The sequence below is a fragment of the Hymenobacter actinosclerus genome, assembly GCF_900111515.1.
Classification (GTDB): domain Bacteria; phylum Bacteroidota; class Bacteroidia; order Cytophagales; family Hymenobacteraceae; genus Hymenobacter; species Hymenobacter actinosclerus.
This window is the reverse complement of the sequence record NZ_FOHS01000003.1, coordinates 316,111-339,829: the sequence shown is the minus strand read 5'-3', so window position 1 is coordinate 339,829 and position 23,719 is coordinate 316,111. Positions and strand designations below refer to the sequence as shown.

At 54.9% G+C, this 23,719-nt stretch carries 22 protein-coding genes; 19 read left to right on the top strand and 3 right to left on the bottom strand.

Annotation, left to right across the window (positions count from 1 at the left end; translation table 11 throughout):
* Window positions 1-79 precede the first annotated feature (79 nt).
* On the bottom strand, window positions 80-760 hold the full coding sequence (locus tag BMY67_RS13040; RefSeq protein ID WP_245745041.1) for a C40 family peptidase: 681 nt from the start codon (window positions 758-760) through the stop codon (window positions 80-82).
* 43 nt (window positions 761-803) lie between these two features.
* Here BMY67_RS13040 and BMY67_RS13035 point away from each other — a divergent pair, with 43 nt between their 5' ends.
* Window positions 804-2,222 (top strand): FAD-binding oxidoreductase, encoded by a 1,419-nt coding sequence (locus BMY67_RS13035; RefSeq protein ID WP_092772268.1) that lies wholly within the window; start codon window positions 804-806, stop codon window positions 2,220-2,222.
* Window positions 2,223-2,326: 104 nt separating this feature from the next.
* Here the strand turns inward: BMY67_RS13035 and BMY67_RS13030 are convergent, their stop codons facing one another.
* Window positions 2,327-2,794: an acyl-CoA-binding protein gene (locus BMY67_RS13030; protein WP_177189820.1), complete on the bottom strand. Its 468-nt coding sequence runs from the start codon at window positions 2,792-2,794 to the stop codon at window positions 2,327-2,329.
* Between the two features lie 201 nt (window positions 2,795-2,995).
* On the opposite strand from BMY67_RS13030, the gene asnB reads away from it, so the two are divergent.
* The 10 genes from asnB to BMY67_RS12980 all read left to right on the top strand — a co-directional run bounded on the left by asnB (window position 2,996) and on the right by BMY67_RS12980 (window position 14,261).
* Window positions 2,996-4,900: an asparagine synthase (glutamine-hydrolyzing) gene (gene asnB, locus BMY67_RS13025; RefSeq protein WP_092772264.1), complete on the top strand. Its 1,905-nt coding sequence runs from the start codon at window positions 2,996-2,998 to the stop codon at window positions 4,898-4,900.
* 95 nt (window positions 4,901-4,995) lie between these two features.
* Window positions 4,996-5,703, top strand: a complete 708-nt coding sequence (locus BMY67_RS13020; protein ID WP_092772262.1) for a glycosyltransferase family 2 protein — start codon at window positions 4,996-4,998, stop codon at window positions 5,701-5,703.
* Between the two features lie 51 nt (window positions 5,704-5,754).
* Window positions 5,755-7,092, top strand: a complete 1,338-nt coding sequence (locus BMY67_RS13015; protein WP_092772260.1) for a UDP-glucose dehydrogenase family protein — start codon at window positions 5,755-5,757, stop codon at window positions 7,090-7,092.
* Window positions 7,093-7,145: 53 nt separating this feature from the next.
* Complete coding sequence (locus BMY67_RS13010; RefSeq protein WP_092772258.1) at window positions 7,146-8,132, top strand: UDP-glucuronic acid decarboxylase family protein; 987 nt, start codon at window positions 7,146-7,148, stop codon at window positions 8,130-8,132.
* 127 nt (window positions 8,133-8,259) lie between these two features.
* Entirely contained in the window at window positions 8,260-8,835 is a 576-nt protein-coding gene (locus BMY67_RS13005; RefSeq protein WP_092772256.1) for a hypothetical protein, read from the top strand.
* A 403-nt stretch (window positions 8,836-9,238) separates the two neighbouring features.
* The gene (locus BMY67_RS13000) at window positions 9,239-9,658 is read left to right on the top strand and encodes a sugar 3,4-ketoisomerase (protein WP_092772254.1); all 420 of its coding nucleotides are present in this window, start codon (window positions 9,239-9,241) and stop codon (window positions 9,656-9,658) included.
* Entirely contained in the window at window positions 9,640-10,605 is a 966-nt protein-coding gene (locus BMY67_RS12995; protein WP_092772252.1) for a GNAT family protein, read from the top strand. The genes BMY67_RS13000 and BMY67_RS12995 overlap by 19 nt, the downstream gene beginning before the upstream one ends.
* A 77-nt stretch (window positions 10,606-10,682) precedes the next feature.
* Window positions 10,683-11,795 (top strand): DegT/DnrJ/EryC1/StrS family aminotransferase, encoded by a 1,113-nt coding sequence (locus tag BMY67_RS12990; protein WP_317040343.1) that lies wholly within the window; start codon window positions 10,683-10,685, stop codon window positions 11,793-11,795.
* Between the two features lie 29 nt (window positions 11,796-11,824).
* Entirely contained in the window at window positions 11,825-12,754 is a 930-nt protein-coding gene (locus tag BMY67_RS12985) for a glycosyltransferase family 2 protein (protein ID WP_092772250.1), read from the top strand.
* A 25-nt stretch (window positions 12,755-12,779) separates the two neighbouring features.
* Entirely contained in the window at window positions 12,780-14,261 is a 1,482-nt protein-coding gene (locus BMY67_RS12980) for a DUF6056 family protein (protein WP_143069818.1), read from the top strand.
* A gap of 92 nt (window positions 14,262-14,353) precedes the next feature.
* On the opposite strand, the gene BMY67_RS12975 is transcribed toward BMY67_RS12980, so the two are convergent.
* A complete protein-coding gene (locus BMY67_RS12975; protein ID WP_092772247.1) occupies window positions 14,354-15,553 on the bottom strand; it encodes an acyltransferase family protein in 1,200 nt (399 codons plus the stop codon).
* Between the two features lie 371 nt (window positions 15,554-15,924).
* Here BMY67_RS12975 and BMY67_RS12970 point away from each other — a divergent pair, with 371 nt between their 5' ends.
* The 8 genes from BMY67_RS12970 (at window position 15,925) to BMY67_RS12940 (ending at window position 23,717) form a co-directional block, all read left to right on the top strand.
* Entirely contained in the window at window positions 15,925-17,040 is a 1,116-nt protein-coding gene (locus BMY67_RS12970) for a DegT/DnrJ/EryC1/StrS family aminotransferase (RefSeq protein WP_092772245.1), read from the top strand.
* A 4-nt stretch (window positions 17,041-17,044) separates the two neighbouring features.
* Window positions 17,045-17,467 (top strand): sugar 3,4-ketoisomerase, encoded by a 423-nt coding sequence (locus BMY67_RS12965; protein WP_092772243.1) that lies wholly within the window; start codon window positions 17,045-17,047, stop codon window positions 17,465-17,467.
* 4 nt (window positions 17,468-17,471) lie between these two features.
* Window positions 17,472-18,443, top strand: coding sequence for a GNAT family N-acetyltransferase (locus BMY67_RS19005; RefSeq protein WP_143069817.1), 972 nt, complete (start codon window positions 17,472-17,474; stop codon window positions 18,441-18,443).
* Window positions 18,436-19,386, top strand: coding sequence for a DegT/DnrJ/EryC1/StrS family aminotransferase (locus tag BMY67_RS12960; protein ID WP_092772241.1), 951 nt, complete (start codon window positions 18,436-18,438; stop codon window positions 19,384-19,386). Before BMY67_RS19005 ends, BMY67_RS12960 begins: the two co-directional genes overlap by 8 nt.
* On the top strand, window positions 19,373-19,870 hold the full coding sequence (locus BMY67_RS12955; RefSeq protein WP_092772239.1) for an acyltransferase: 498 nt from the start codon (window positions 19,373-19,375) through the stop codon (window positions 19,868-19,870). The genes BMY67_RS12960 and BMY67_RS12955 overlap by 14 nt, the downstream gene beginning before the upstream one ends.
* Window positions 19,863-20,816 (top strand): glycosyltransferase family 2 protein, encoded by a 954-nt coding sequence (locus BMY67_RS12950; protein WP_092772237.1) that lies wholly within the window; start codon window positions 19,863-19,865, stop codon window positions 20,814-20,816. Before BMY67_RS12955 ends, BMY67_RS12950 begins: the two co-directional genes overlap by 8 nt.
* Window positions 20,817-20,945: 129 nt before the next feature.
* Window positions 20,946-22,718: an ABC transporter ATP-binding protein gene (locus BMY67_RS12945; protein WP_092772235.1), complete on the top strand. Its 1,773-nt coding sequence runs from the start codon at window positions 20,946-20,948 to the stop codon at window positions 22,716-22,718.
* 69 nt (window positions 22,719-22,787) lie between these two features.
* Window positions 22,788-23,717: a glycosyltransferase family 2 protein gene (locus BMY67_RS12940; protein ID WP_177189819.1), complete on the top strand. Its 930-nt coding sequence runs from the start codon at window positions 22,788-22,790 to the stop codon at window positions 23,715-23,717.
* Window positions 23,718-23,719 lie beyond the last annotated feature (2 nt).

Below are 23,719 nucleotides of genomic sequence, written 5' to 3'. Positions count from 1 at the left end.
ATGCTGAATTCATACTCAGTGCCGGATCTGGGGAAGATGGTTCCGGCGGCTTAATGGGCGCAAAGGTAAGGAGTTGGTTTTATAACCTGGGCCTTACTGCCTTAATAAATCGGCTCAGATAATAATCGGTCTCCAGCGCATTCTCAATAACGCCCAGTGAGCTGGATGAATGGATAAACTGCACGCTCTCAGGCGTGGCCACCGTCACCATTCCTACGTGGGTAATAGTGCTGCTGCCAGGTGAAGCTCCAAAAAATACCAAATCGCCCGGCTGCAGATTCTGCGGCTTTACGGGCTCGCCCCACTGGGCCTGCTCGTTGCTGGAGCGCGGAATGCTGACCTTGATGGCGGCAAACGATTCGTAGAGCAAACCCGAGCAGTCCATGCCCAGGCGGGTGGTGCCGCCGTACCGATAAGGAGTGCCCTGGTACGAGCGGGCCGTTTCGATAACCTCGGCAATGGGGGCCGGCACGTTGGCCGCGATGGGGGAGGCGCCGGGCCGGCGCGACACCATTTTGGTGCGGCCGGCGGCGGTTTTGGATTTGGTTTTGACCGTAACCGGCGCCCGGCCCCGGCCGCGGGCCCGCTCGGCCGCCTTCATGCGGGCCACATCGCGGGCCGAGTGGTAGCGGCCGTTGCGGTAATTTACCTTGCCGGCGTTGCAGCCCGGCAGCGCACTAAGGGCCAGGAGCACTAAAACCGGCAGCGCCCATTGCCGCCACCAGGCCGAATAACTTACCTTCGTACTGTATTCCTGCATTGGTGCAAAGATACGCGCCCCGCTCACTTTCTCCCGCTCGCTCATGAACTTCCAGGTGCTGACTCCGGCCTTAGTGGCTCAGTTTGAAGAAATTGTCGGCCCGGCCCACGTGCTCACGGCCCAGCGCACCGAGGCCGCCGAGTACGCCGGCTACGGCCGCGACCACACCGAGGATCTGCACTACGCCCCCGAGGTGGTGGTAAAGCCGGCTAACGCCCGCGAGGTCAGCCAAATTGTGCGCCTCTGCCACGAAAACCATATTCCCGTAACGGCCCGCGGGGCCGGCACGGGCCTGAGCGGTGGGGCGCTGCCGCTGCACCAGGGCCTGGTGCTCAGCACCGAGCGACTAAACAACATTGTTGAAATTGATGAGCGCAACCTGCAGGCCACCGTCGAGCCGGGTGTTATCAACGAGGTGTTCCAGCGGGCGGTGCAGGAGGTCGGGCTGTTCTACCCGCCCGACCCGGCCAGCAAGGGCAGCTGCTTTCTGGGCGGCAACCTGGCCCACAGCAGCGGCGGCCCCAAAGCCGTGAAATACGGCACCACCCGCGACTACGTACTCAACCTGGAGGTGGTGCTGCCCACCGGCGACATCATCTGGACGGCGGCCAACACGCTCAAGAATTCCACCGGCTACAACCTCACCCAGCTGATGGTGGGCTCCGAGGGCACGCTGGGCATCATCACCAAAGCCGTGTTCCGGCTGCTGCCCTTTCCTAAGCACAATATTCTGATGCTGGTACCCTTCCGCCAGGAGGCCCAGGCGGCCGAGGCAGTAGCGGCCGTGTTCCGGGCCGGCATCATCCCGTCGGGCATGGAGTTTATGGAGCGCGAGGCTATTGCCTGGTCGTCGGACTACCTGAAAATCCCGCTCACGCTGCCCGCCGACATTACGGCCCACCTGCTCATCGAGCTCGATGGCCAGGATCTCGACCAGCTCTACAAGGAAGCCGAGCAGGTGTACGCCGTGCTGGAAACGTATGACGTGGGCGAAATCCTGCTGGCCGACAACGCCACCCAGAAAGACGAGCTCTGGCGCATTCGCCGCAACATTGGCAACGCCGTGCGCTACAACTCGGTGTACAAGGAGGAAGACACCGTAGTGCCCCGGGCCGAGCTGCCTACGCTGCTCAGGGGCGTGAAGGAAATCGGCCGGCGCTACGGCTTCAAAAGCGTCTGCTACGGCCACGCCGGCGACGGCAACCTGCACGTCAACATCATCCGCGGCGACCTCGACGACGAGATGTGGAACGTGGGCCTGCGCCAGCCCATCACCGAAATCTTCGAACTCTGCGTGAAGCTGGGCGGTACCATCTCGGGCGAGCACGGCATCGGGCTGGTGCAGAAAGGCTACATCGGCATTGCCCTAAAAGAAGCCAACCTGAACCTGATGCGCGGCATCAAGCAGGTGTTCGACCCCCACGGCATCATGAACCCCGGCAAAATCTGGATCACGGACTAAATCGCAGCAGTTGTAGATAAAAGGGATGACGCGGATTCGTTCAGGCGGCTATTGGGCCTTATGAACGAATCTGCGTCATCCCTTTTATCGGCAACTGCTGCGATTTATTGAGCGTTCTTGAGCGTGTCCTCGCCGCCATAGGGCGTGCCTTCCTTGAGGTTGCCGCGCAGGCCGCCCTGCTGCGACTGGCCGGCTTCCTGTTGCGCCTGGGCAGTGGGGCTGGCCTGGGCCGTGCCGGGAGCACCGATTTTTTCGGCGGCGGCTGATTGGGGCTGATCCTTGCCGGCTTGCTTCACCAGCTCGTTGGCACGGCTGATGTACTGCTGCCTGGCTTCGTCCTGGGGCATGCCCTTGAGCTTGCTCCAGGCATCCCACTGGCCCTGCGAAAGTCCCTTGGGGCCGTCGGGGTTATCGGGCTCGTCGTCGCCCACTTCGTCGCGCTTGGCGTCGTGGTCGCCGTCGGTGGCCTGCTTGTAGAGGCCATAGAGTTCGGTCATGTGCGCGGCGGCCATTTCGCCGGGCAGGCGGTCGACACTCATGGCGGCGGCTTCAAAATCTTGCTGGAGACTCATATCGAAAGGGAGAAGAAAGGTGAAGGAGTGGGAGGGAAGCGGGCAGCGGCCGGGGCTGGCCGCCGGACGGTTGGCCGGCGCCAGCCGGGAAGGGCTGCCCGGCAGTGAGGGTTGTACTAGCCGGGCGCAGCTTTGGTTACGACGATGGAGTACAGTTTTTTGCCAACCTACGTCGCAATAGTTCGTACTTTTGCCAGCCATATGTGTGGAATCACCGGAGTATTCGCTTTTACTGACGCGGGCCGCAGTGCGCTGGCCGCCCTGCCTGCCTCAACCGACGCCATTGTCAGCCGCGGGCCCGACTCGCAGGGACACTTTATCTACGACGGTTGCGGTCTGGGCTTCCGGCGCTTGGCCATCCTCGATTTGTCGGCCGATGGCAACCAGCCCATGACCGACGACTCGGGGCGCTACACCATTGCCTTCAACGGGGAAATCTTCAACTTTCAGGAGCTGCGGCAGAAGCTGGTTGAAAAAGGCCATACTTTCCACTCGCAGACTGACACCGAAGTTATCCTGCACCTGTACATGGCCGAGGGGCGCAACTTCCTCAAGAAGCTCAACGGCTTTTTCGCCTTCGCCATTTACGACAAGGAGGAGGATTCGCTGTTCCTGGCCCGCGACCGGATGGGCGAAAAGCCCCTGCTCGTGTACCGCGACGAGGACAAGCTGCTGTTTGCCTCCGAGATGAAGTCGCTGCTGGCGCTGGGTATCCCGCGCAAGCTCGATTACACCTCGCTCAACCAGTATCTGCAGCTCAACTACATTCCCGGTCCGGCTACCATTTTCAAGGGCGTGAAGAAAGTGCTGCCCGGCCACTACCTGTTCATCAAGGGCAAAAAGGTGGTGCGCAAGCAGTGGTACAAGATTCCGTACGACCCCAAGAAAGTCGAGAAGAACAAGACCACCTACGAGCAGCAGCAGGCCAAACTGGTAGAGCTGCTCGACGAGGCCACGGCCCGCCGCCTCGTGGCCGACGTGCCCGTGGGCGCCTTCCTGAGCGGCGGCATCGACTCATCGGTGGTGGTGGCGCTGGCCACCCGGCATACGCCCCACCTGAACACGTTCAGCATTGGTTTTGCCGACGAGCCCTTTTTCGACGAAACCAAGTACGCTAAGCTGGTGGCCGAGCGCTACAAAACCAACCACACGGTTTTCTCGCTCCGCAACCAGGACCTGTACGACCACATCTTCGACGTCCTCAACTACCTCGACGAGCCGTTTGCCGATTCCTCGGCCCTGGCCGTGTACATTCTCAGCAAGCGCACCCGCGAAAAGGCCACCGTGGCGTTGAGTGGCGACGGCGCCGACGAGCTGTTCGCGGGCTACAACAAGCACATGGGCGAGTTTCAGGTGCGGCAGGGCGGCTTCAAGGCCGAAGCCGTAGCGGGCCTCGATATGCTCTGGAGCGTGCTGCCCAAGTCGCGCAACTCGTTTCTGGGCAACAAGGTGCGGCAGTTTCAGCGCTTCTCGCGCGGCATGCTCAGCGGCCCCAAAGACCGGTACTGGGACTGGGCCTCGTTTGCCTCCGAAAAGGATGCCCGCGCCCTGCTCAGCCCCGCTGCCCGCCGCAAAATCGGTAAGAAGCTGGCCGAGCGCCGCCGCCGCGACCTGCTGGGCGACCTGCACGCCGGCGGCGACCTGAACGAGGTGCTGCTCACCGACACCCGCATGGTACTGCCCTACGACATGCTGGCTAAGGTAGACATGATGAGCATGGCCAACTCGCTGGAGGTGCGCCCGCCCTTCCTCGACCCCAACGTAGTGCGCTTCGCCTTCTCGCTGCCCGTAAGCAGCAAGATCGACGCGAACATGAAAAAGAAAATCGTGCAGGACGCCTTCCGGCCCATGCTGCCCGAAGAGCTCTACAAGCGTCCTAAAAAGGGCTTCGAGGTGCCGCTGCTCAAGTGGTTCCGCGGCGAGCTGCGCCCGCTTATCGAGGACGATCTTCTGTCCGACGGTTTCATTGAGGCCCAGGGGATTTTCGACGTGGGCGCGGTGCAGCAGCTCAAAAAGCAGCTGTTTTCCAGCAGCCCCGGCGACGTGCACGCCCGCATCTGGGCGCTCATCGTGTTCCAGTGGTGGTGGAAGAAGTGGATGGCCTAGCGCTTTGGCTGTCAGCTTTCGTTTGGCCGCCGACGCAAGGGAGAAATAAACACGAAAAGCTAACAGTCAACAGCTGATAGCTATTAGCCTAAAGCATGCTATCCATCATTATTCCGGCTTTCAACGAAGGCGCGACCATCGCGCGGATACTGGACCAGATTCGGGCCGTGGAGCTGATTGGTGGCTTTAGCAAGGAGGTGATTGTGGTAGACGACTGCTCGACCGACGACACCGCCGCCGTGGTGCGGCGCTACGCGGCCGAGTATCCGGAGCTGGCGCTGAGCTACCATCGTCACGCCATCAACCAGGGCAAGGGCGCGGCGCTGCACACCGGTATCCGGGCGGCCACCGGCGAGTTCGTCATTATCCAGGATGCCGACCTGGAATACGACCCCCAGGAGTACAACATCCTGCTGGCTCCCGTGCTGCGCGGTGTGGCCGACGTGGTATACGGCTCGCGCTTTATTGGGGGCAAGCCGCACCGCATTCTGTTCTTCTGGCACAGCATCGGCAATAAGTGGCTCACTGCGCTGTGCAACGCCTTCTCCAATCTCAACCTCACCGACATGGAAACCTGCTACAAACTGTTCCGCCGTGAACTGGTGCAGGGCCTGCAGCTGCAGGAAAAGCGCTTCGGCTTCGAGCCCGAAGTTACGCTCAAAATGGCCCGCGTACCCGGCGTACGCATTTACGAAGTGGGCATCAGCTACTACGGCCGCACCTACGCCGAAGGCAAGAAAATCGGCTGGCGCGACGGATTTAGGGCCATCTATTGCATCGTAAAATACGGCGTGCTGCAATAGCGTAACTTTGCGGCTTCAAAAGAGAAAATTTGTTCTACTGAGCTTTACTATATGAAAATTGCAGTTGTAGGTACCGGCTACGTGGGCCTGGTAACGGGCACTTGCTTTGCCGAAGTTGGCATCGACGTGACGTGCATTGATATCGACCAGCGTAAAATCGACAACCTGCGCCAGGGTATTTTACCCATTTACGAGCCGGGCTTGGAGGAGATGGTGACCCGCAACGTGGATGCCGGACGGCTGCACTTCAGCACCGATCTGGGTGCGGCCATCAAGGATTGCGACGTAGCCTTCATTGCCGTGGGCACCCCCCCCGGCGAAGATGGCTCGGCCGACCTGAAGTATGTGCTGGCCGTGGCCCGCGGCATTGGCGAGCACATGAATTCTTACGGCGTTATTGTGACCAAGAGCACGGTACCGGTGGGCACGGCTGCTAAGGTCCGCCGCGAAATTGAGCAGGCGCTGGAAAAACGCGGCGCCCAAGTTGACTTCGATGTTGCTTCCAACCCTGAGTTTCTGAAGGAAGGCGCCGCCATCGACGACTTCCTCAAGCCCGACCGCATTGTGGTGGGCGTAGCTTCTGAGCGGGCCGAGGACGTGATGAGCCGCCTCTACAAGCCCTTCCTGCTCAACGGCCACCCGATTATCTTCATGGATATTCCATCGGCTGAGATGACGAAATATGCGGCTAACTCCATGCTGGCCACCAAAATTTCGTTCATGAACGACATTGCCAACCTCTGCGAAATCATGGGGGCTGATGTGAACATGGTGCGCCGTGGCATCGGCTCCGACGCCCGTATCGGCCCTAAGTTCATCTATCCCGGTATCGGCTACGGCGGGTCCTGCTTTCCCAAGGATGTGAAGGCGCTTATCAAAACGGCCCAGGAAAACGGCTACCAGATGCAGGTGCTGCAGGCGGTGGAAAGCGTGAACGAGGGCCAGAAAGAAGTGCTCTTCAACAAAGTGAAAAAGCACTTTGGCGCCGAATTAAAGGGCAAGAAGATGGCCGTATGGGGCCTGTCGTTCAAACCCAAGACCGACGACATGCGCGAGGCGCCTTCGCTGGTGATTATTGAGAAGCTGCTGGCCGAAGGCTGCACCGTATCGGCCTACGACCCGGTGGCCGTAACCGAAGCCAAGCACTCGCTCGGCGACCGGATTACCTACGCCGAAGACCAGATGGAAGCGCTCATCGACGCTGACGCGCTGCTTATTGTAACCGAGTGGCCCGAATTCCGGGTGCCCAACTTCACCGTTGTGAGCCGGCTGATGAAGCAGAAGGTCATCTTTGATGGTCGTAACATCTACGACAAGCAGGAACTGGAGCAGGCTGGGTTTGCCTACCACTGCATCGGCGTCCGGACCGGCCATCAGGAGCCGGTATAGGCTCCTTGGCGGAACCTGTTCGGCAACATCCTCTTCCTTTAGAACTTCTCTGTATGTCTGATAAAAAACGTGTACTCATCACCGGCGGAGCCGGATTTTTGGGCTCCCACCTCTGCGACCGGTTTCTGGCTGAGGGTTACCATGTCATTGCCATGGACAACCTCATCACCGGCGACCTGGCCAACATCGAGCATCTGTTCGGCAACGAACACTTTGAATTCCACCACGCCGATGTGAGCAAGTTCGTGTTCGTGCCTGGCAAGCTGGACTACATCCTGCACTTTGCCTCGCCGGCCTCACCCATCGACTACCTCAAAATCCCGATTCAGACTCTGAAAGTCGGCTCGCTCGGCACCCACAACCTGCTGGGCCTGGCCCGGGTGAAGGGCGCCCGCATGCTGATTGCCAGCACCTCGGAAGTGTACGGCGACCCCGAGATCCATCCGCAGGTAGAGGAGTACTTCGGCAACGTGAACCCGGTGGGCCCGCGCGGCTGCTACGACGAGGCCAAGCGTTTCCAGGAAGCCATTACCATGGCCTACCACAACCACCACGGCCTGGAAACGCGCATCGTGCGCATCTTCAACACCTACGGCCCGCGCATGCGCCTCAACGACGGGCGGGTGCTACCGGCTTTCCTGAGCCAGGCCCTGCGCGGCGAAAACCTGACCGTATTCGGCGACGGCTCGCAGACCCGCTCGTTCTGCTACGTGGACGACCTGGTAGAGGGCATCTACCGGCTGCTACTCAGCGACTATGCGCTGCCCGTCAACATCGGCAACCCCGACGAAATCAGCATCAAGGATTTCGGCGAGGAAATTGCCCGCCTGATGAACGTGGAGTTCCAGCCTACCTACCAGGAACTGCCCCAGAACGACCCGATGAAGCGCAAGCCCGACATCACCAAGGCCCGCGAAATTCTGGGCTGGGAGCCGAAGGTAGACCGGGCCGAGGGCCTGCGCCGGACGCTGGAGTACTTTAAGGAGCACGTGAGCGAGGTAATGGCCGGTAAGGTGGATAACACCCCGCGCAGCTTCTAAATAAAGAATTGAAATGAGTAAACGAGCACCCTGAAGCTGAGCTTCGGGGTGCTTTTTTTGCGCCACCCGGCTCTGCTGGCGCAGCCCACCAAAATAGTATATTGGATTCTGTTAAACGGCTACAGATATGGCACGGGTGAAGATAGAAGCGGGCTCCGGCATTGCGGGTTTAAGTGGGCGGGTGGGTAATCTGGTGTTCCGGATGAGTGCGGACGGCGATACGTACGTGCAGCAGGCTCCGGCCAGCAGCAAGCAACCGGGCTCGGCTGCGCAGCAGGCCCATCGGCGTAAGTTTGGGGACGCTGCCAGGTATGGTCGGGAACAGGCCGCCAGCGCTGAAGGTCGGTCCTACTACCAGCCTTTCGTGCAGCCGGGCCGCTTTGGCAGCGTGTACCGCACGGCCCTGGCAGACTTTGCCAAGCCCCCGCAGCTGCTGGCCGTGGAGGCTGACGATTATCAGGGCCAGGCGGGGAAGCATCTACGGATACAGGCGCATAAACCCTGCGGAGTTGCGGCAGTACGTGTGCGGGTGCTGGATGCCGCCGGCAGAGTGCTGGAGGAAGGTGCTGCTATGCCGGAGTGCGGCGGCTGGTGGAACTACGAAACCCAGCAAGTGCATCCAGCCGGCGTATCCCGGCAACTGCAGGTGCTGGCCCGCGACCGTCCGGGCAATGAGGCGACAGAAATCGTTGACCTCAAATAGTGCTATCCTGCTTGTAAGCCATCGATAAGCTGGTGGAGCCGAAAAGCCTATAGCCAGCCTGTACGGAGGCTAGCTTCGGTATGGTGCAGAGCTGAGGGAGGCAGCCGGGAAATATGCTATTGAGTGGAGCGGACGCCAGGTTTCTGTAGATGTGTATAAAACTCTGTTGCAGGGTCGTTGCTACCTAAGAACACCGGGTATACAGGATGCAAGACCTATACTGCCGTTCGACAGGCCTGGCCCGCTGGTTTGATTTAAGCTACTGTTGGGTATCGGCGGGCCGCAAATGCAGGGGCTTTGTGTAACAAGCCTGTAGTCAGGGTGTGGTAGGATAGGGGCGAAACATTAACTTTACCCAAGTCTTGCTTCATGACTGCATGAGGCTACACATCTTTATCAATTTATGTCGCAATTTCCCAATCCGCACCTGATTGAGTTCCCGAAGTTAGGAGAGCCGGGCATCGGCTACATTTCTGTTACCGAGCAGAGCCAGCTGGTGCCGTTTGCGGTGCAGCGTATTTTCTGGACCTACTATACACCCGAAAGTATTGTGCGGGGCCGCCATGCTCATCACCGCACCGAGCAGGTACTTATTGCCGCCGCCGGCCGCATCACGGTAACTACGGAGCTGGCCGATGGCACGATAGAGCTGTTCCGGCTCGAAGATCCGCACGTGGGGCTTTACGTACCACCCCAGGCGTGGCACACCATGCAATACTCGCATTCGGCCGTGCAGTTGGTGCTGGCTTCGGTTCCGTATCAGGAGGCCGACTATATCCGCAACCACGATGAATTCAAGCGGATATGGACCTCGCAGGCATAACTACTCCCAATGCTGATTGGGTAAGGTCGCGCGCCGAAATCCTGCTCCGGCACTCACCCACACATTTCCTGCGGCACCTGCCCACCGAACCGCAACAGGTGCGCTATGGTACCGGCGCGGCCGCCCGCTTTGGTAAGCAGGTGGGGGAGGAGGTGCTGACGGCTGCCGACGGACAAAGTCAATGGCTGTTGCAGCATCTACCCTGGGATTCTGAGTTTTTTGGTACGTCTACCTACCGGCTCTTCACGGGCTTGTTTGGCTCTGATGCTACCCCGGCCGCACTGAGGGCGGCGGCGACTCAGCTGCGAGTTAGACTAGCGGCCCGCGGGCCCTACTACGCCTTCAGCGTTATACCAGCCGAAGACACGGCCCTGCTGCAAGCATTAACGGGCGGTGGCTGGCGGCTTATCGAGACCCGGCTCAATTTCTATTGCCCGGTAGCTGAGGCTACCCTGCCCGCGCCCGCGCCGGTACGCTTGGCCCGGCCCGAAGAGGCGGCGCACATCGGCCGGATTTCGGCCGCGGCCCGCAACCTCTTCGACCGATTTCATGCCGACCCCTGGTTTGGGGAGGCTTGTGCCGATGCGCTATTGGCCCGTTATGCTGAAGCCGCCACTGAAGGCAGCTACGCCCATGCCGTGCTGGTGCCTGATGAGGCCGGCCTGCCCGTTGACTCGTTTCTGGCCATTGGCGATATGGCGGCTGAAACCGGGGTGCCCGGCAGCGGGGCCTCACGGGTGCTGCTCACGGCCGTAGGGCCTCAGAACCGCGGCTGGCATCTAAAACTGGTAGCGGCAACCGTGCGCCGGGCTGCCGTGCTATCTTTGCCCCAGGTGCTGATGACCACACAGGCTACGAACGGGGCCGTGTTTCGCACCTGCGAGAAGCTGGGGTTCCGGTTGGGCAGCACCAGTCATGTATTGGCGTGCGACGGTAACCAGTCCTGAATAATAAAAGCACTTAAGTCGGTCGGCTTGCTATTGAAAGCTCGCTTGCCTGTAAAAAACAACAATTCCGCTGTCCTATGAGCATGTTGACTGTTCCGTTTCTCTCCTTCCAGCCTCAGCATGTGCCCATTCGGGAGGAAGTTATGGCTGCTGTGGGCCGCGTATACGACTCGTACTGGTACGTGCTGGGTGACGAGGTAAAAGCGTTTGAGCAGGCGTATGCTGCCTTCAACCAAGTGGCCCACACAGTGGGCGTGGCCAACGGCCTCGACGCGCTGGTGCTGGCTTTGCGGTTACTGGGCATCGGGGCCGGCGATGAAGTAATAGTGCCTTCTAATACCTACATCGCTACCTGGCTGGCCGTAACCCAGGTGGGGGCTACCCCGGTGCCGGTAGAACCTAACCCCGCCACCAGCAACCTGGACCCCGGCCGTATTGCGGCTGCCTTAACGCCCCGCACTCGTGCTATTATGCCGGTCCATCTGTACGGGCAGGCCTGCGAGATGGGTCCAATTATGGAACTGGCCAACAAGCATGGCCTCTACGTGGTGGAAGATAACGCCCAGTCGCAGGGTGCTGCTTTTGGCGGGCAGCTCACCGGCAGCTTTGGCCACGTAAACGGTACGAGCTTCTACCCCGGCAAAAACCTGGGGGCGCTGGGCGACGCCGGGGCTATAACCACCAACGATGCTGCGCTGGACCAGAAGGTGCGGGTGCTGCGTAATTATGGCTCGCAGCAGAAATATTACAACGAAGTAGTGGGTTACAACTCGCGCCTCGATGAGTTGCAGGCCGCCGTGCTGGGAGTGAAGCTTCGCCATCTGCCCGAATGGACCCGCCAGCGCCAGCAGGTGGCTGCCTGGTATGACCAGCACCTGACCGGTATTGCCGGCCTGCGCCGGCCGGTAGTGGCCACCGGGGCTACGCACGTCTATCATCTCTACGTGGTACACACCCCGCAGCGCGATGCCCTGCAGCAGCAGCTGGCCACCCAGGGCGTCAGCACAATGATTCACTACCCGGTGCCGCCGCACCGGCAGCAGGCTTACGCGGCTATGCAGCTGCCAGCCGGGGCTTTTCCTATTGCCGAGGAATTGGCGGCCACCTGCCTGAGCTTACCTATGTACCCCGGCATGACTGAGGAGCACGTACGGGCCGTGGCGACGGGGATTCGTAGCTTTTTGTGCTAGTTAACGTTCGATAGTATCAGCAGCTCCCTATGCCCAAGTTGTCCATAATTATTCCCTGCTATTACAACGAGGATAACATCCCGGTAACAGTGCGCGAGCTGGTAGCTAACGAGGCCAACTTCCCGCCTGAAGTCAGCTTCGAATACGTGTTCGTGAATGATGGCTCGGGCGATGATACGCTTGGAGCCCTGCAACGGGCCCGCACACTGTATCCGGATCGGATATGCATTGTGGATCTGGCCGGTAACGTAGGCTCCTACAACGCCATCGTGGCCGGCATGGCTCAGGCTACGGGCGACTGTATGGCTATTATCACGGCCGATATGCAGGACCCGCCGGCACTGATGGTGCAGATGTATGCCTACTGGCAGCAGGGCTTCAAACTCATCATCGGCAACCGCCAGGACCGCGAAGAAACCGGTCTGCAACAGCTATTTGCCCGCGCGTTCCATGTATTGATGAAGAAAATTGCCCTGCCCAACATTCCGGATGGCGGCTTTGACTTCGTGTTTTTCGACCGGCAGGTGGCCGAGCACATTATCACTCTGCAGGAGCGCAACAGCAACCTGTTCTACCTGATGGTGTGGCTGGGCTACCCTTATGTAAATATTCCGTACGTGCGCCGCAAGCGCGAAATCGGCAAGTCGCGCTGGACGCTGAAGAAAAAAGCCAAGCTCTTCATTGATTCCATCCTTGCCTTTTCCTTTTTTCCCATCCGGGCCATTTCGGTAATGGGCCTGGTACTGGGGCTGGCCGCTTTCGGTTATGGTCTGTACATCATCGGACTTCATCTATTCGGTAGTCAGAAGCCGGAAGGCTGGTCGGCACTTATGGTTGTGCTGCTATTTGTATCGGCCTTTCAAATGACGGCTCTGGGCGTTATCGGCGAATACGTATGGCGCGGGCTCGATGCGGCCCGGCAGCGGCCCCTGTATGTGGTGAAGGAAGTGTATGTATAAAGAGTCGGCGGGAAGACAGGAAGGCATGACGCGCACTTTCCTGAGGCAACGGCTCGAACTGGCCAGTCGGCAGCTCATACGCCTGATTACCGCACCCGCGGCGGAGTGGTTGATGCTCTGCTTGTGCCTGTTGCCCTTTCTGCTTATCAGTGCCTTTAATCACCCCACCGACGACGACTTTCAGGCGGCGGTACTAGCTCGCCGGTATAGCTTCTGGCAAAGTATACAGTTTTATTATCAGCACTGGACGGGGCGCTACACCAGTTCCTTTTTGTATGGGCTGGTGTATGAGGCCCCATCACTGGATTGCTGGCTGCTGGCGCTACGGCTGGCGCCGATAGCCCTGCTGCTTGCCTTGGTAAGCGCGCTGTATTTTGCCATTGGCGGGCTGGGATATACTTTTTCAGCTTCCCTGAAAGGACGTTTATCTTTATATGGCACACTGCTATACCTGTGTGGCACGCCCCTGGTCGCCTCGGCCCTGTACTGGTATAATGGCGCCGCGGTTTACACCTCTGGGCTGGTACTGGGTCTGGTACTGATCGGCCTGATCGGTCGGAGTATACAAACCACCCATCGTATCAGGCAGGCCGGCTGGGGCATCGGAGCGGCCATAAGCGGGGTTTTATTGGTGGGAACCAACGAGCTGATGATACCAGTAGCCCTGGGCGGGGTTATTTTATGGATGCTGGCCCAAACGAAAAAGAACAGTATCTGGCCGGTTGTTGTGCTGGTTGCCAGTGGCCTTGGGGCCGCAGTGGCCATTGCTGCCCCAGGCAACTTCGCGCGGGCCGATAAGGTGCAGGCTGGCCTGCCTTTTGTGTATCGGGCAGGTATAATAGGGGGCAAGAGCCTTTATCTGACGGCCTCACACCTGGCAGCATGGGTGAGCAACGGCGCCTTATTAGCGGCAACCATTTTGTTTTTGTGGTGGCTGCAGCCGCGGCAGCGGGTTGGGGTGCCCTCCAGGTGGCTTGGTGCAGCCATTGCCGGCGCAGTGGGAATGGTATTGCTGACAATACCCACGCTCTGGGCAACCAACGATGTTCCGGCCCGGGTATGGAACGTCGTGTACTTCCTGTTTCTGCTGTGCTGGTTTGCACTGGTAGCCGCTGCAGCCAGCCAATGGGCGCTGCCGGTAAGCTGGCGGGTAAGCCGCCGCGCCGGTCGGGGGGCACGGGTGGTATGGCTGGCATTTCTTGTAGCGGGCTATAGCAGTGCAGTGCATGTAGCCTACGTAGATCTTGCGTTTAAAGCGCCACAATACCATAAGGCGCAGCTGCAGCGTTACGCGCTGCTCGGCCGGTTGCGGCAGGCAGGCCAGCTCAGCGCGAGCGTACCGGCGCTTCTGCCAAACGAATATCAATATCCGGCCACTCTGTTTCTGCATGAGTTGGAGCCGTTCCCGCAGGATATTGCCAATGAAGGCGTCGCGGCTTATTTTGGCCTCGACAGCGTGCGCATAAAGGCCCCTCCGGCGCGTAGCAGAAGGCATATGTTTGAGTAGGAGACTGCCCAGCCCCCTGCAGCCTGATGCGGTGTAGGGGGCTGGGCTACAGCCTGTACCGCAACCCGAAAACCGCTGTAGAAAGGTATTGACTAGTGCTTTGCCGATGATACCTCATCCGCCGCCGCACCATGGCCGCCGGATGCCCCCCCGCGGCGGGCCGAGGCGTCGCCCAGTACGGGTTCTCTGATGTTCCACGTGTCGAACTGAACCAGCAGCTGTTGCAGATAGGAGCGCAATTTTTTGGTGAAAGGCCGTTCAACGAAAAAGTGAATCAGATACGCTGCACCAATCATGACAATTAAAGTCAGGCCCAGCAACAGGTATTTATTGAACAGGTGCCCGATGCGGTGAAAGGCTACGAAGGCAATATTGCTGTGTAGCAGATACAACGGGTAAGTAACAACTCCCAGCCAGGCCAGCCAAGCGAAGCGGTTGAGGGTTACTATGCGCAGAGCGATAAGCATAAAAGACAGGTAGAAAAGCGTAATGATGCTCACGACCACTAAAGGGGAAAATACCGTGTGGTATGTGCTGCCCAGCAGCTCGGCCTGCGCCAGGCTGTTTTGTACGGCCAGGTGGTAGGAAGTAAAAAGTATAAGGTAGCGCAGGTAAGTACGCTGGGCAGGTTGCTGAAGGAGCTGAAACACCATGCCGGCAATGAAATACGGGGCGTATTGCGGAAACAGCAGATACGCGAAAGGCGCGGTAGCCGGCAAAGAGCCCGTAACAAACACGCACCCGAGCCACAGCACCAGCATGACGTCGATGTGCCGTATCAGGCGGTAGCCAATGAGCAGCGAAATAATAAAGTAGAAGGTGATTTCGATGCTGAGCGACCAGTAGGCGCCATCGATGGCCGTTACGCCAAAGAAATCCTGCAGCATCGTCATGTTGTAGGCGTATTGCCGGAAGCTGGCCTCCAGGTTGGATGCCATAGCCGGATCAGCCGGCCCTTTGCCCCAGAGTCGCTCCACTACGAAGGTGAGCGTACATGCCACCCAGAAGGCCGGATAGAGGCGTGTTACCCTGGAAACGAAGAATTGCCGGACTGTTTTGCCATACGTGCTAAGCAGAATGACGTAGCCGGAAATAATAAAGAACAACTCGACCCCCAGGTACCCATACTTCGTGTAAGGAGCCAGTTCGGGGTAGGCAATCGGGCTGTAGCCATCGGCCGCGTAGCCCCGGAAAGTGTAATGGAAGAGTACAACTGCCAAAGCCGCTGCAAAGCGCAGCAGATCAAGCTCGTACTGGCGCTTGGGGGAGGAGGGTAAAGAGGCTTGTGGCATAGGGCAAGGACGCTGACCAATTTACCCGAACGGTGAAAAGGCAATAAAATTGCCGGGTTAGTGGGTTTTTCCCGACCAACCGTTGTGAGTGCCGTGGCCTATTGAAAAAGTTATACTATTCAGCCGCCGGTGGCTCGGCACAGCAATCAGCCAGGGCAAAGGTAAGCCGGTGCGGCGCAGCCCTTCGCAAAGAGCCGGTTACTTCCAGTAAAACGCTGCGGCGAAGGGAATGATGGAGCAGACAGGGAGCAGGGAGCCGGCTGCCCGACCGGCAGAAAACCGGAGCGCAAAGGTTTGCGGTCAGACACAGACCCGCAGAACACTGGGAAACATTACCTAATTTTGCCCCACCATCACCATCCTGCACCTGTATGAAAATCCCTTTTCTGTCCTTTGCTGCTCAGCACGAGCCTATCCGTGGAGAGATAATGGAGGCATTGGGCCGGGTTTACGACTCGCATTGGTACGTACTGGGGCAGGAGGTGAGTGAGTTTGAAGCGGCTTACGCCACCTTCAACCAGAGTGCGCACTGCATTGGGGTAGCAAACGGCTTGGATGCCCTGCACCTGTCGTTGCTGGCATTGGGTATTGGTCCCGGCGACGAAGTACTGGTTCCTTCCAACACTTATATTGCTACCTGGCTGGCAGTTTCGTACGTAGGCGCAGTGCCTGTGCCGGTCGAGCCCAACCCGGTTACGTACAATATCGACCCCCAGCGGATCGAAGCAGCCATTACCCCGCGCACCAGGGCCATAATGCCCGTGCACCTGTATGGCCAGGCCTGTGAGATGACGGCCATTATGGAGATTGCGCGCCGGCACAGCCTGGCCGTAATAGAAGATAATGCCCAGGCCCAGGGGGCTACGGCTGATGCCCGCCTGACCGGTAGCTTCGGACACGCCAATGCAACGAGCTTTTACCCCGGTAAAAACTTAGGCGCACTCGGCGACGCCGGAGCTATAACTACCAGCAGCGACGAAGTTGCCCAGACCCTGCGGACGTTGCGCAACTACGGTTCCAGACAGAAATACTACAACGAAGTAATCGGCTACAACTCGCGCCTTGATGAGTTGCAGGCGGCAGCGCTGCGGGTGAAACTTAATTACCTGCCCGAATGGACGCGCCAGCGCCAGCAGATTGCCGGCTGGTACAACGAACAGCTAACGGGACTTGGAAACGATGAGTTGCTACTGCCACTTACTGCCGCTGGTTGCACGCACGTTTACCATCTGTATGTAGTACGCACTGCCCGCCGAGATGCTTTGCAGCAGCACCTGACGGAAGCGGGTGTTGGTACGCTGATTCATTACCCGGTGCCGCCCCATCGTCAGCAGGCATACGCGCATCTGCAGCCCGCGCTGGGAAGCTTTCCAATAGCGGAGCAATTGGCAGCAACCAGCCTGAGCCTGCCGATGTGGCCCGGAATGACCGAGGCAAACGTAACAGCGGTGGCCAGCGCCATACATGATTTTTATGAGGGGAAGTAGAGCCATGTCTGTGCCCCATCTAATCGAGTTCGCAAAAACCGGATCCGCAGAGTTGGGCTTTATCACAGTTGCCCAGAACAGTGAACTTCCTTTTGAGATTAAACGGGTTTACTGGACTTACGACACGCCCGACTCGGTAGTTCGTGGCCACCATGCCCACCACGATCTGGAGCAGATAATTTTCGCCACAAGCGGTCGGATAGAATTTGACCTGGAAAACTTAAGGGGGGAGAATCAAAAATTTATTCTGGATTCGCCAAATGTCGGACTGTATATTCCTAAGCTGTATTGGCGGACAATTATGTTCTCTCATCAAGCAGTATTAATGTGTTTGACCTCTCAGGAGTATATTGAAGAGGATTATATTAGGTCATATACAGACTTTGAGAATATGAAATCACTGCATAAAATTACTGAAAGTAAGTAACAAAATGGGAAACGATTTGCAGGTTGTCAGATATTCTGATTATTATAATAAAGCTTGGAACGACTTCATTGATAAATCTATCAATGGAACGTTCCTGTTTAGAAGAGAATACATGGAGTATCACGCTGCTGTATTTGAAGATTTCTCGTATTTGATATTTGATAAAAAGGATTTAATAGCTGTTTTCGTTGCTGGAAGAAAACACTCTGATGAAAATAGTGCTGTACTGATTGCTCATCCTGGCCTTACCTATGGAGGTTTGGTTTATGTAAATAATCTAAAATATAATTTGATAGAATCCATATATGATCTGCTAATTCATAATTTTATTAAACAGGGATTTAGTGAAGTCATAATCAAGCCAGTGCCTAGTGTATTCTGTTCGCGTTACAGCGAAGCAAACCTGTTCTATTTTTCTGATAAAGGATTTGTATTACATAGCAGAGAATTGAATTCGGTAGTCGATCTTTCTTATGAACTGACATTTAGTAAAGGCAGGAAGGATAATATCAGAAAAGCGCAAAGAAATAATGTTGTAATTAGTGAAAGTAATGAGTTTAAAGATTTTTGGGATTTATTAACTGACAATTTGTGGAACAGCCATAAAGTCATCCCTGTTCATTCATTAAATGAGATAATACTGCTCAAATCAAGATTTCCCGATAATATTAAGCTTTATATAGCGAATATAGAGGGTGAAATAATAGCCGGAGTGGTTGTGTTTTCAGATAGCAACAATGGCTTTGTTCACACCCAGTATATCTCAGCTAATGACATAGGCAAGAAAAATGGTGCAGTTGATGCAATTTTAAATTTCATATTGATAGAAATCAAGGGTAAATATTCAAGATTTTCATTCGGTATATCCACTAGCAAAGGAATATTGAATTCTGGCCTTCTTAATCAAAAGGAGGGATTTGGTTCTGTTATAGAAGTTATAGATTCTTATAAAAAAACGCTTAGAAATTATGAGTAAACCATTTGTGAATAAGGGATTTGTATTTGATATAGATTCGGATCTTCTTCCAATATATAGGTTGAATCCCTTTGATAATAGATTTGTAAAATACAAAGAGGGCGTCCGTGTAAATACATCAAATGTAGATAATAGTGTAGCAGAGCATATAACTAAGAAGCCTTTTGTGTATACTGCGAATGGCAGGCAAGCAATAGATGAAGCATTAAAAAGAATAAATTTAGATCGGGCGGATTGTGTTACTATATTAACCAGTACAGGAAACAAGTATATTAGTGCTTGTGTAACTAATCAAATATCAATGCATTGTAGTTGGTCTCGTATTATTGAAAACAATACAAAAGCGATATTTGTTAATCATGAATTCGGCGTTCCTTACCATGGTGTTGATGAATTAAAAAGATTCGGGTTGCCTATTATAGAAGATTGTTGTTATTCATACGCTTCTTCAACTATTGATAACAAAATTGGTCAAATAGGGGACTTTGTAATATACAGTTTTGCTAAATATTTCCCTATGCAAATGGGCGGAGTACTAGCTGGTAATTCAGTGGCTGGTGGACATCTAGTAGATGATGAGACATTGCACTATTTGCGCACTAGTTTGGCAGTATTCCACAATGATATTGAATTAATATCGGATAAGAGAAGAGAGAATCATCGAAAATTGTCGCTTGTTTTAAAGGATATTGGAATAGTTGATAGATTTAAATTCATTTCTAAGAATGATGGAGTGCCTGGGGTGTTCATGTTTAAGGCCCCTGAAGTCTGGAATTTAGTTGAGCTAAAAGAATTTATGTGGTCTTGTGGTATTCATTGTAGCGTTTTCTATGGTGAACACAGTTTTTTCATTCCTGTTCATCAAAATATAGATGATATTGCTATTGAATATTTTTATAAATGTTTGAAACTTTTTTCTAAAAAAAACGATGATATTATCTAATATCAAACTTGGTAAAAATGTCGAAGTGGATGGCACAAGTTCTTTGAATAATGTTGATATTCGCGATAATGTAAAAATAAGTAAATATTGTACTGTTTTCGGTTCAAGCAATAATGTTTTGCATATCGGAGTGTCCGCTTATATAGGGCCTAATTGTTTTATACAAGGTTATGCTGACCATATTGAGATAGGTGAGCGAGTAAGTATTGCTCAGAATGTAAACATAATGTCTAGCTCTGGGCCTAACGCAAGCACAGCTATGCAGAAATACTTTCCATTGATAGTGGGAAAGGTGAAAATCGGAAACGATTGTTGGATTGGAGCAAATAGCGTAATCATGCCTAATGTGGTTTTGGGAGATTTTTGTGTTGTTGCTGCAAATAGCTATGTAAATCAATCATTTGAATCATTTTCTGTCATTGGGGGTAATCCAGCTAAACTTTTGAAAAAATTAGATCCACAAGTTGTTTCAAGTCATGAATAAGGAAATGATATCAATCGAAGTGCCGCTTGTTAGCGTTTGTATGTCTTCATACAATAACTCAAAATACCTTATTCATACTCTGGAAAGTATCAAAAGCCAGTCTTATTCCAATATAGAGTTAATTATAATTGACGATTACTCGACTGATGATTCAGTTGCGAAGATTGATGAATGGCTTGAAAAACAGGCCATAAAGTATGTGTTCGTTAAGCACGAATTCAATAAAGGCGTATGTGCCGTGGCTAACGAGATGCTGAAACAATCATCTGGTAAGTATATGTCTATAATTGCTTCCGATGATATGATGATGCCGGATAAATTGTCTGTGCAAGTCCCTATACTGGAATCATCTGAAGATGATGTTGCTTTTGTTTTCAGCGACGCTTATATAATGAATGAGCGTGGCGAAATGCAAGGTGAATCCTTGTTAAAAAAGTCTAAAGCAGATATCGAAGATCTGTTAAAAAAAAACGTATTCGAAAATCTGTTGAGGAGAGACTTTGTGCCAGCGCCGAGTATCTTATTCAAGACCCAACTGCTTGAAGAAATGGGAGGATTTGATGGCAACTTGTTCTACGAGGATTGGGACATGCTGCTGAGGCTCGCTAGAAAATACAAATTCGTCTACTCGGACTATATTTCTGTAAAATATAGGTTGATTCCTACTTCTATCTGGCATTCTCGCTCCACAAAATTCTACGAATCAACGGCTGAGCTTTTGGTTAAGCATTTCGGCTACAGCGCGGAGGGTGATGCCATCATCAACGAGCATGTAAACGAGCAGGCCGAACTGATCTATAAGACCGGTGGTGCGTCTGCTTCGAAGTGGCTGAAGAAGCGGTGGCAGAACCAACGCTCCCTAACGGCAGGGTTGTTGTACGTCATGGCCTCTTTGGGGCTACCCTACAAAGCGTTTGACCTGTTGCGGGGCACTCTGCGTACGTAATATGCCTATGACGCCAAATAGTTTATCCGGAGCTGGCTACCTTTGCAGGCTTAAAAGCACTTGGCTTTTTGCCTGAGCATCACGGCTCAGATAGATTACGGCTCTGCTTACGAAGGCCAAATACTGTTGATGTTGAAGAATAACCTGATTGGGCAGGCGTTGCGGAGCCTGTTGCACTACCTTACCCCCGCTGACAAGACGCGGGCAGTAGGCATGTTTATCCTGCTGCTGGTTGCTTCCCTACTCGACGTTTTCGGGCTGGCATCTTTGGTGCCCGTGGTCATGCTGGCGTCGTCGCCGGGTTCGGTCCAGACAACCCGCTGGTCGGCCTGGCTGTACGATGCGCTGAACTTTCAGTCGGAGAAGTCTTTTCTGATTTTTGCCATTCTGGCCATCTTCGTCTTCTTCCTGATCAAGAACCTGTTCACGAGCTGGATCAACTACAAACAGGTGCGCTTCACGGCCGATATTGCCCTGAGCATCATCGACCGTCAGTTCGCCAAGTACACCGGCCTGCCTTTCTGGAAGTTTCAGGAAATGGGTACCGGCCGCATGGTGAACGATGCGCTGGTAATGCCTAACTCGTACCTCAACGGGGTTATCCGGCAGCTGTTCATCTTTCTGTCGGAGATAATTATTGTGTTTGTGGTGGTGCTGGGTATTCTGCTCTACCAGCCGGTGTTGTTCGTTATTCTGATGGTTACGCTGGTGCCCACGGCGCTGCTTACGTACCGCACCCTGCGCAACCGTTCCCAAACGCTGGGCCTGCAGATTGATGCCAACCGGCCCAAGGCCTACGCCCTGGTAATTGACACCTTCGCGGGATTTGTGGAGCTGAAGCTGGCCAACAAACTCTCGCGCTTCCGGCGGCGCGTGTATGAAAACCAGGAGTACCTGCAGGACCTGGAGGCCCGCGCCTACCTCTACAACCTGCTGCCCGTTCGGGTTATCGAAATGGTGGCCATTCTGGCCGTGGTTACCATCTTTCTCTACTCGCTGCTGTTCTCCAACGACACGGGCAGCCTGGTAACCATTGTCGGGCTGTTTGCGGCGGCGGCCTACCGCCTGATGCCCTCCGTCAACCGCATCATCACCTCGCTGGTTACCATAAAGCAGCACCTCTATACCTTCGATTCGCTGGCGCTGTTCCGGGAGCAGGAGTGGCAGTCGACGCCCCCGCTGCAGCTGCCCCTACCTGAATTCAAGCGGCAGATTGAGTTTGACGACGTTACGTTCGCTTTCCCAGGCACCCCCGAGCCAGTGCTTAAGCAGGTGAGCTTCACGGTGCAGAAAGGGGAGAAGATCGGGTTTATTGGCAGCTCGGGCTCGGGCAAAACCACCCTCATGAACCTGTTGCTGCGCTTCTATACGCAGCAGCAGGGCAGCATCAGGGTAGATGGTACTGCCCTGACCGGGGAGTACACCACGGCCTGGCACGAGCTGGTCGGCTACGTGAAGCAGGATACCTTTCTGATGGAAGCTTCCATTCGCGACAACATTACGCTGGGCGAAGAGCACCCGGACGAGCAGCGCCTGCAGTATGCGCTGGAGCAGGCCTCGCTGGATGAGTTTGTGCGCACGCTGCCCGAGGGGCTCGATACTATTTCGGGTGAGCGGGGCGCCCGGCTTTCGGGCGGCCAGCGCCAGCGCATCGGCATTGCCCGGGCACTCTACAAGCAAACCCAGGTGCTGGTAATGGACGAGGCCACCAGTGCCCTCGACAACCAGACGGAGCGGGAAGTGAATGAGGCCATTCATAAGCTCGCGGGTACCGATATAACGATTCTTATCATCGCCCACCGCATTACCACCCTGCGCCAGTGCGACCGGATCTACGAATTGAAGGACGGCCGTATCGCCGCAGTGCATACCTATGATGAGTTGATTGCCAATAACTTATAATAGCCAGTATTTGCAGCTGCGGTTTTTGTACGAACAAGCTTTCTAATGAGTCACCCGTCTTCTCCATTGGTGTCCGTAATTGTACCCTGCTACAATTACGGCCATTTTCTGCCCGAAACTATTGCCAGTCTGCAGCAGCAGACATACCCGCATTGGGAATGTATTGTAGTTGATGACGGCTCTAAGGATAATACCAGAGAAGTATGCGCCGAGCTGTGCGCGCAGGATGCCCGCATCCGGTATATTCATCAGGATAATGGAGGGCCATCTATGGCTCGGAATACAGGTTTACGGGCTGCTAAAGGTCAGTATATACAATTCCTTGATGCGGACGACTTATTGCCGGAACGTAAATTAGAACGTAACGTCCGCTTTTTAGAGAATCATCAAGAAGTTGATTTGGTATATGGGAAAGTGCGCTATTTCCGGCATGGTGCAAATAGTCGGTTTAGCGACTCTATTGATATGCAGGATAAAGCGTGGATGCCCCAGGTTGCAGGCAAAGGCTCAGAAGTATTACAAGAAGTAGTAAAAGGTAATATTATGGTCGTGCATGCCCCCATGTTACGCCAGCAACTGGTTCAGCGGGTAGGTGAGTTCGACAATGAACTGATGGCATGTGAGGACTGGGAGTATTGGATCCGCTGTGCAGCATCAGATGCCCGGTTTTTCTATGATCACCATGATGATGTCAATGCACTAGTGCGCGTCCATCCAGTTAGCGCTGTGAACGACAATGCTAGGATGATTCACTGGGGGATTTTGATGAGGGTAAAAATTAGTAAACTACCCGCTGTTGCTTACTGTAAGCCTATCCGAGAACTGAACATGCAGCGGCTTTTTTTGCTGATTAGCCAAGAGGATTTTTTGAATTTATACAAGGGCAGTTGGCTAACAGGCGCTAGAGGGCTTACTAATAAAATGATCCAGTGGAGACACTGCAAGTTCTTTTTAGTGAATGGTACTTACTGGTTTTTAAGGCGCTTTCGCAACTCCTGATC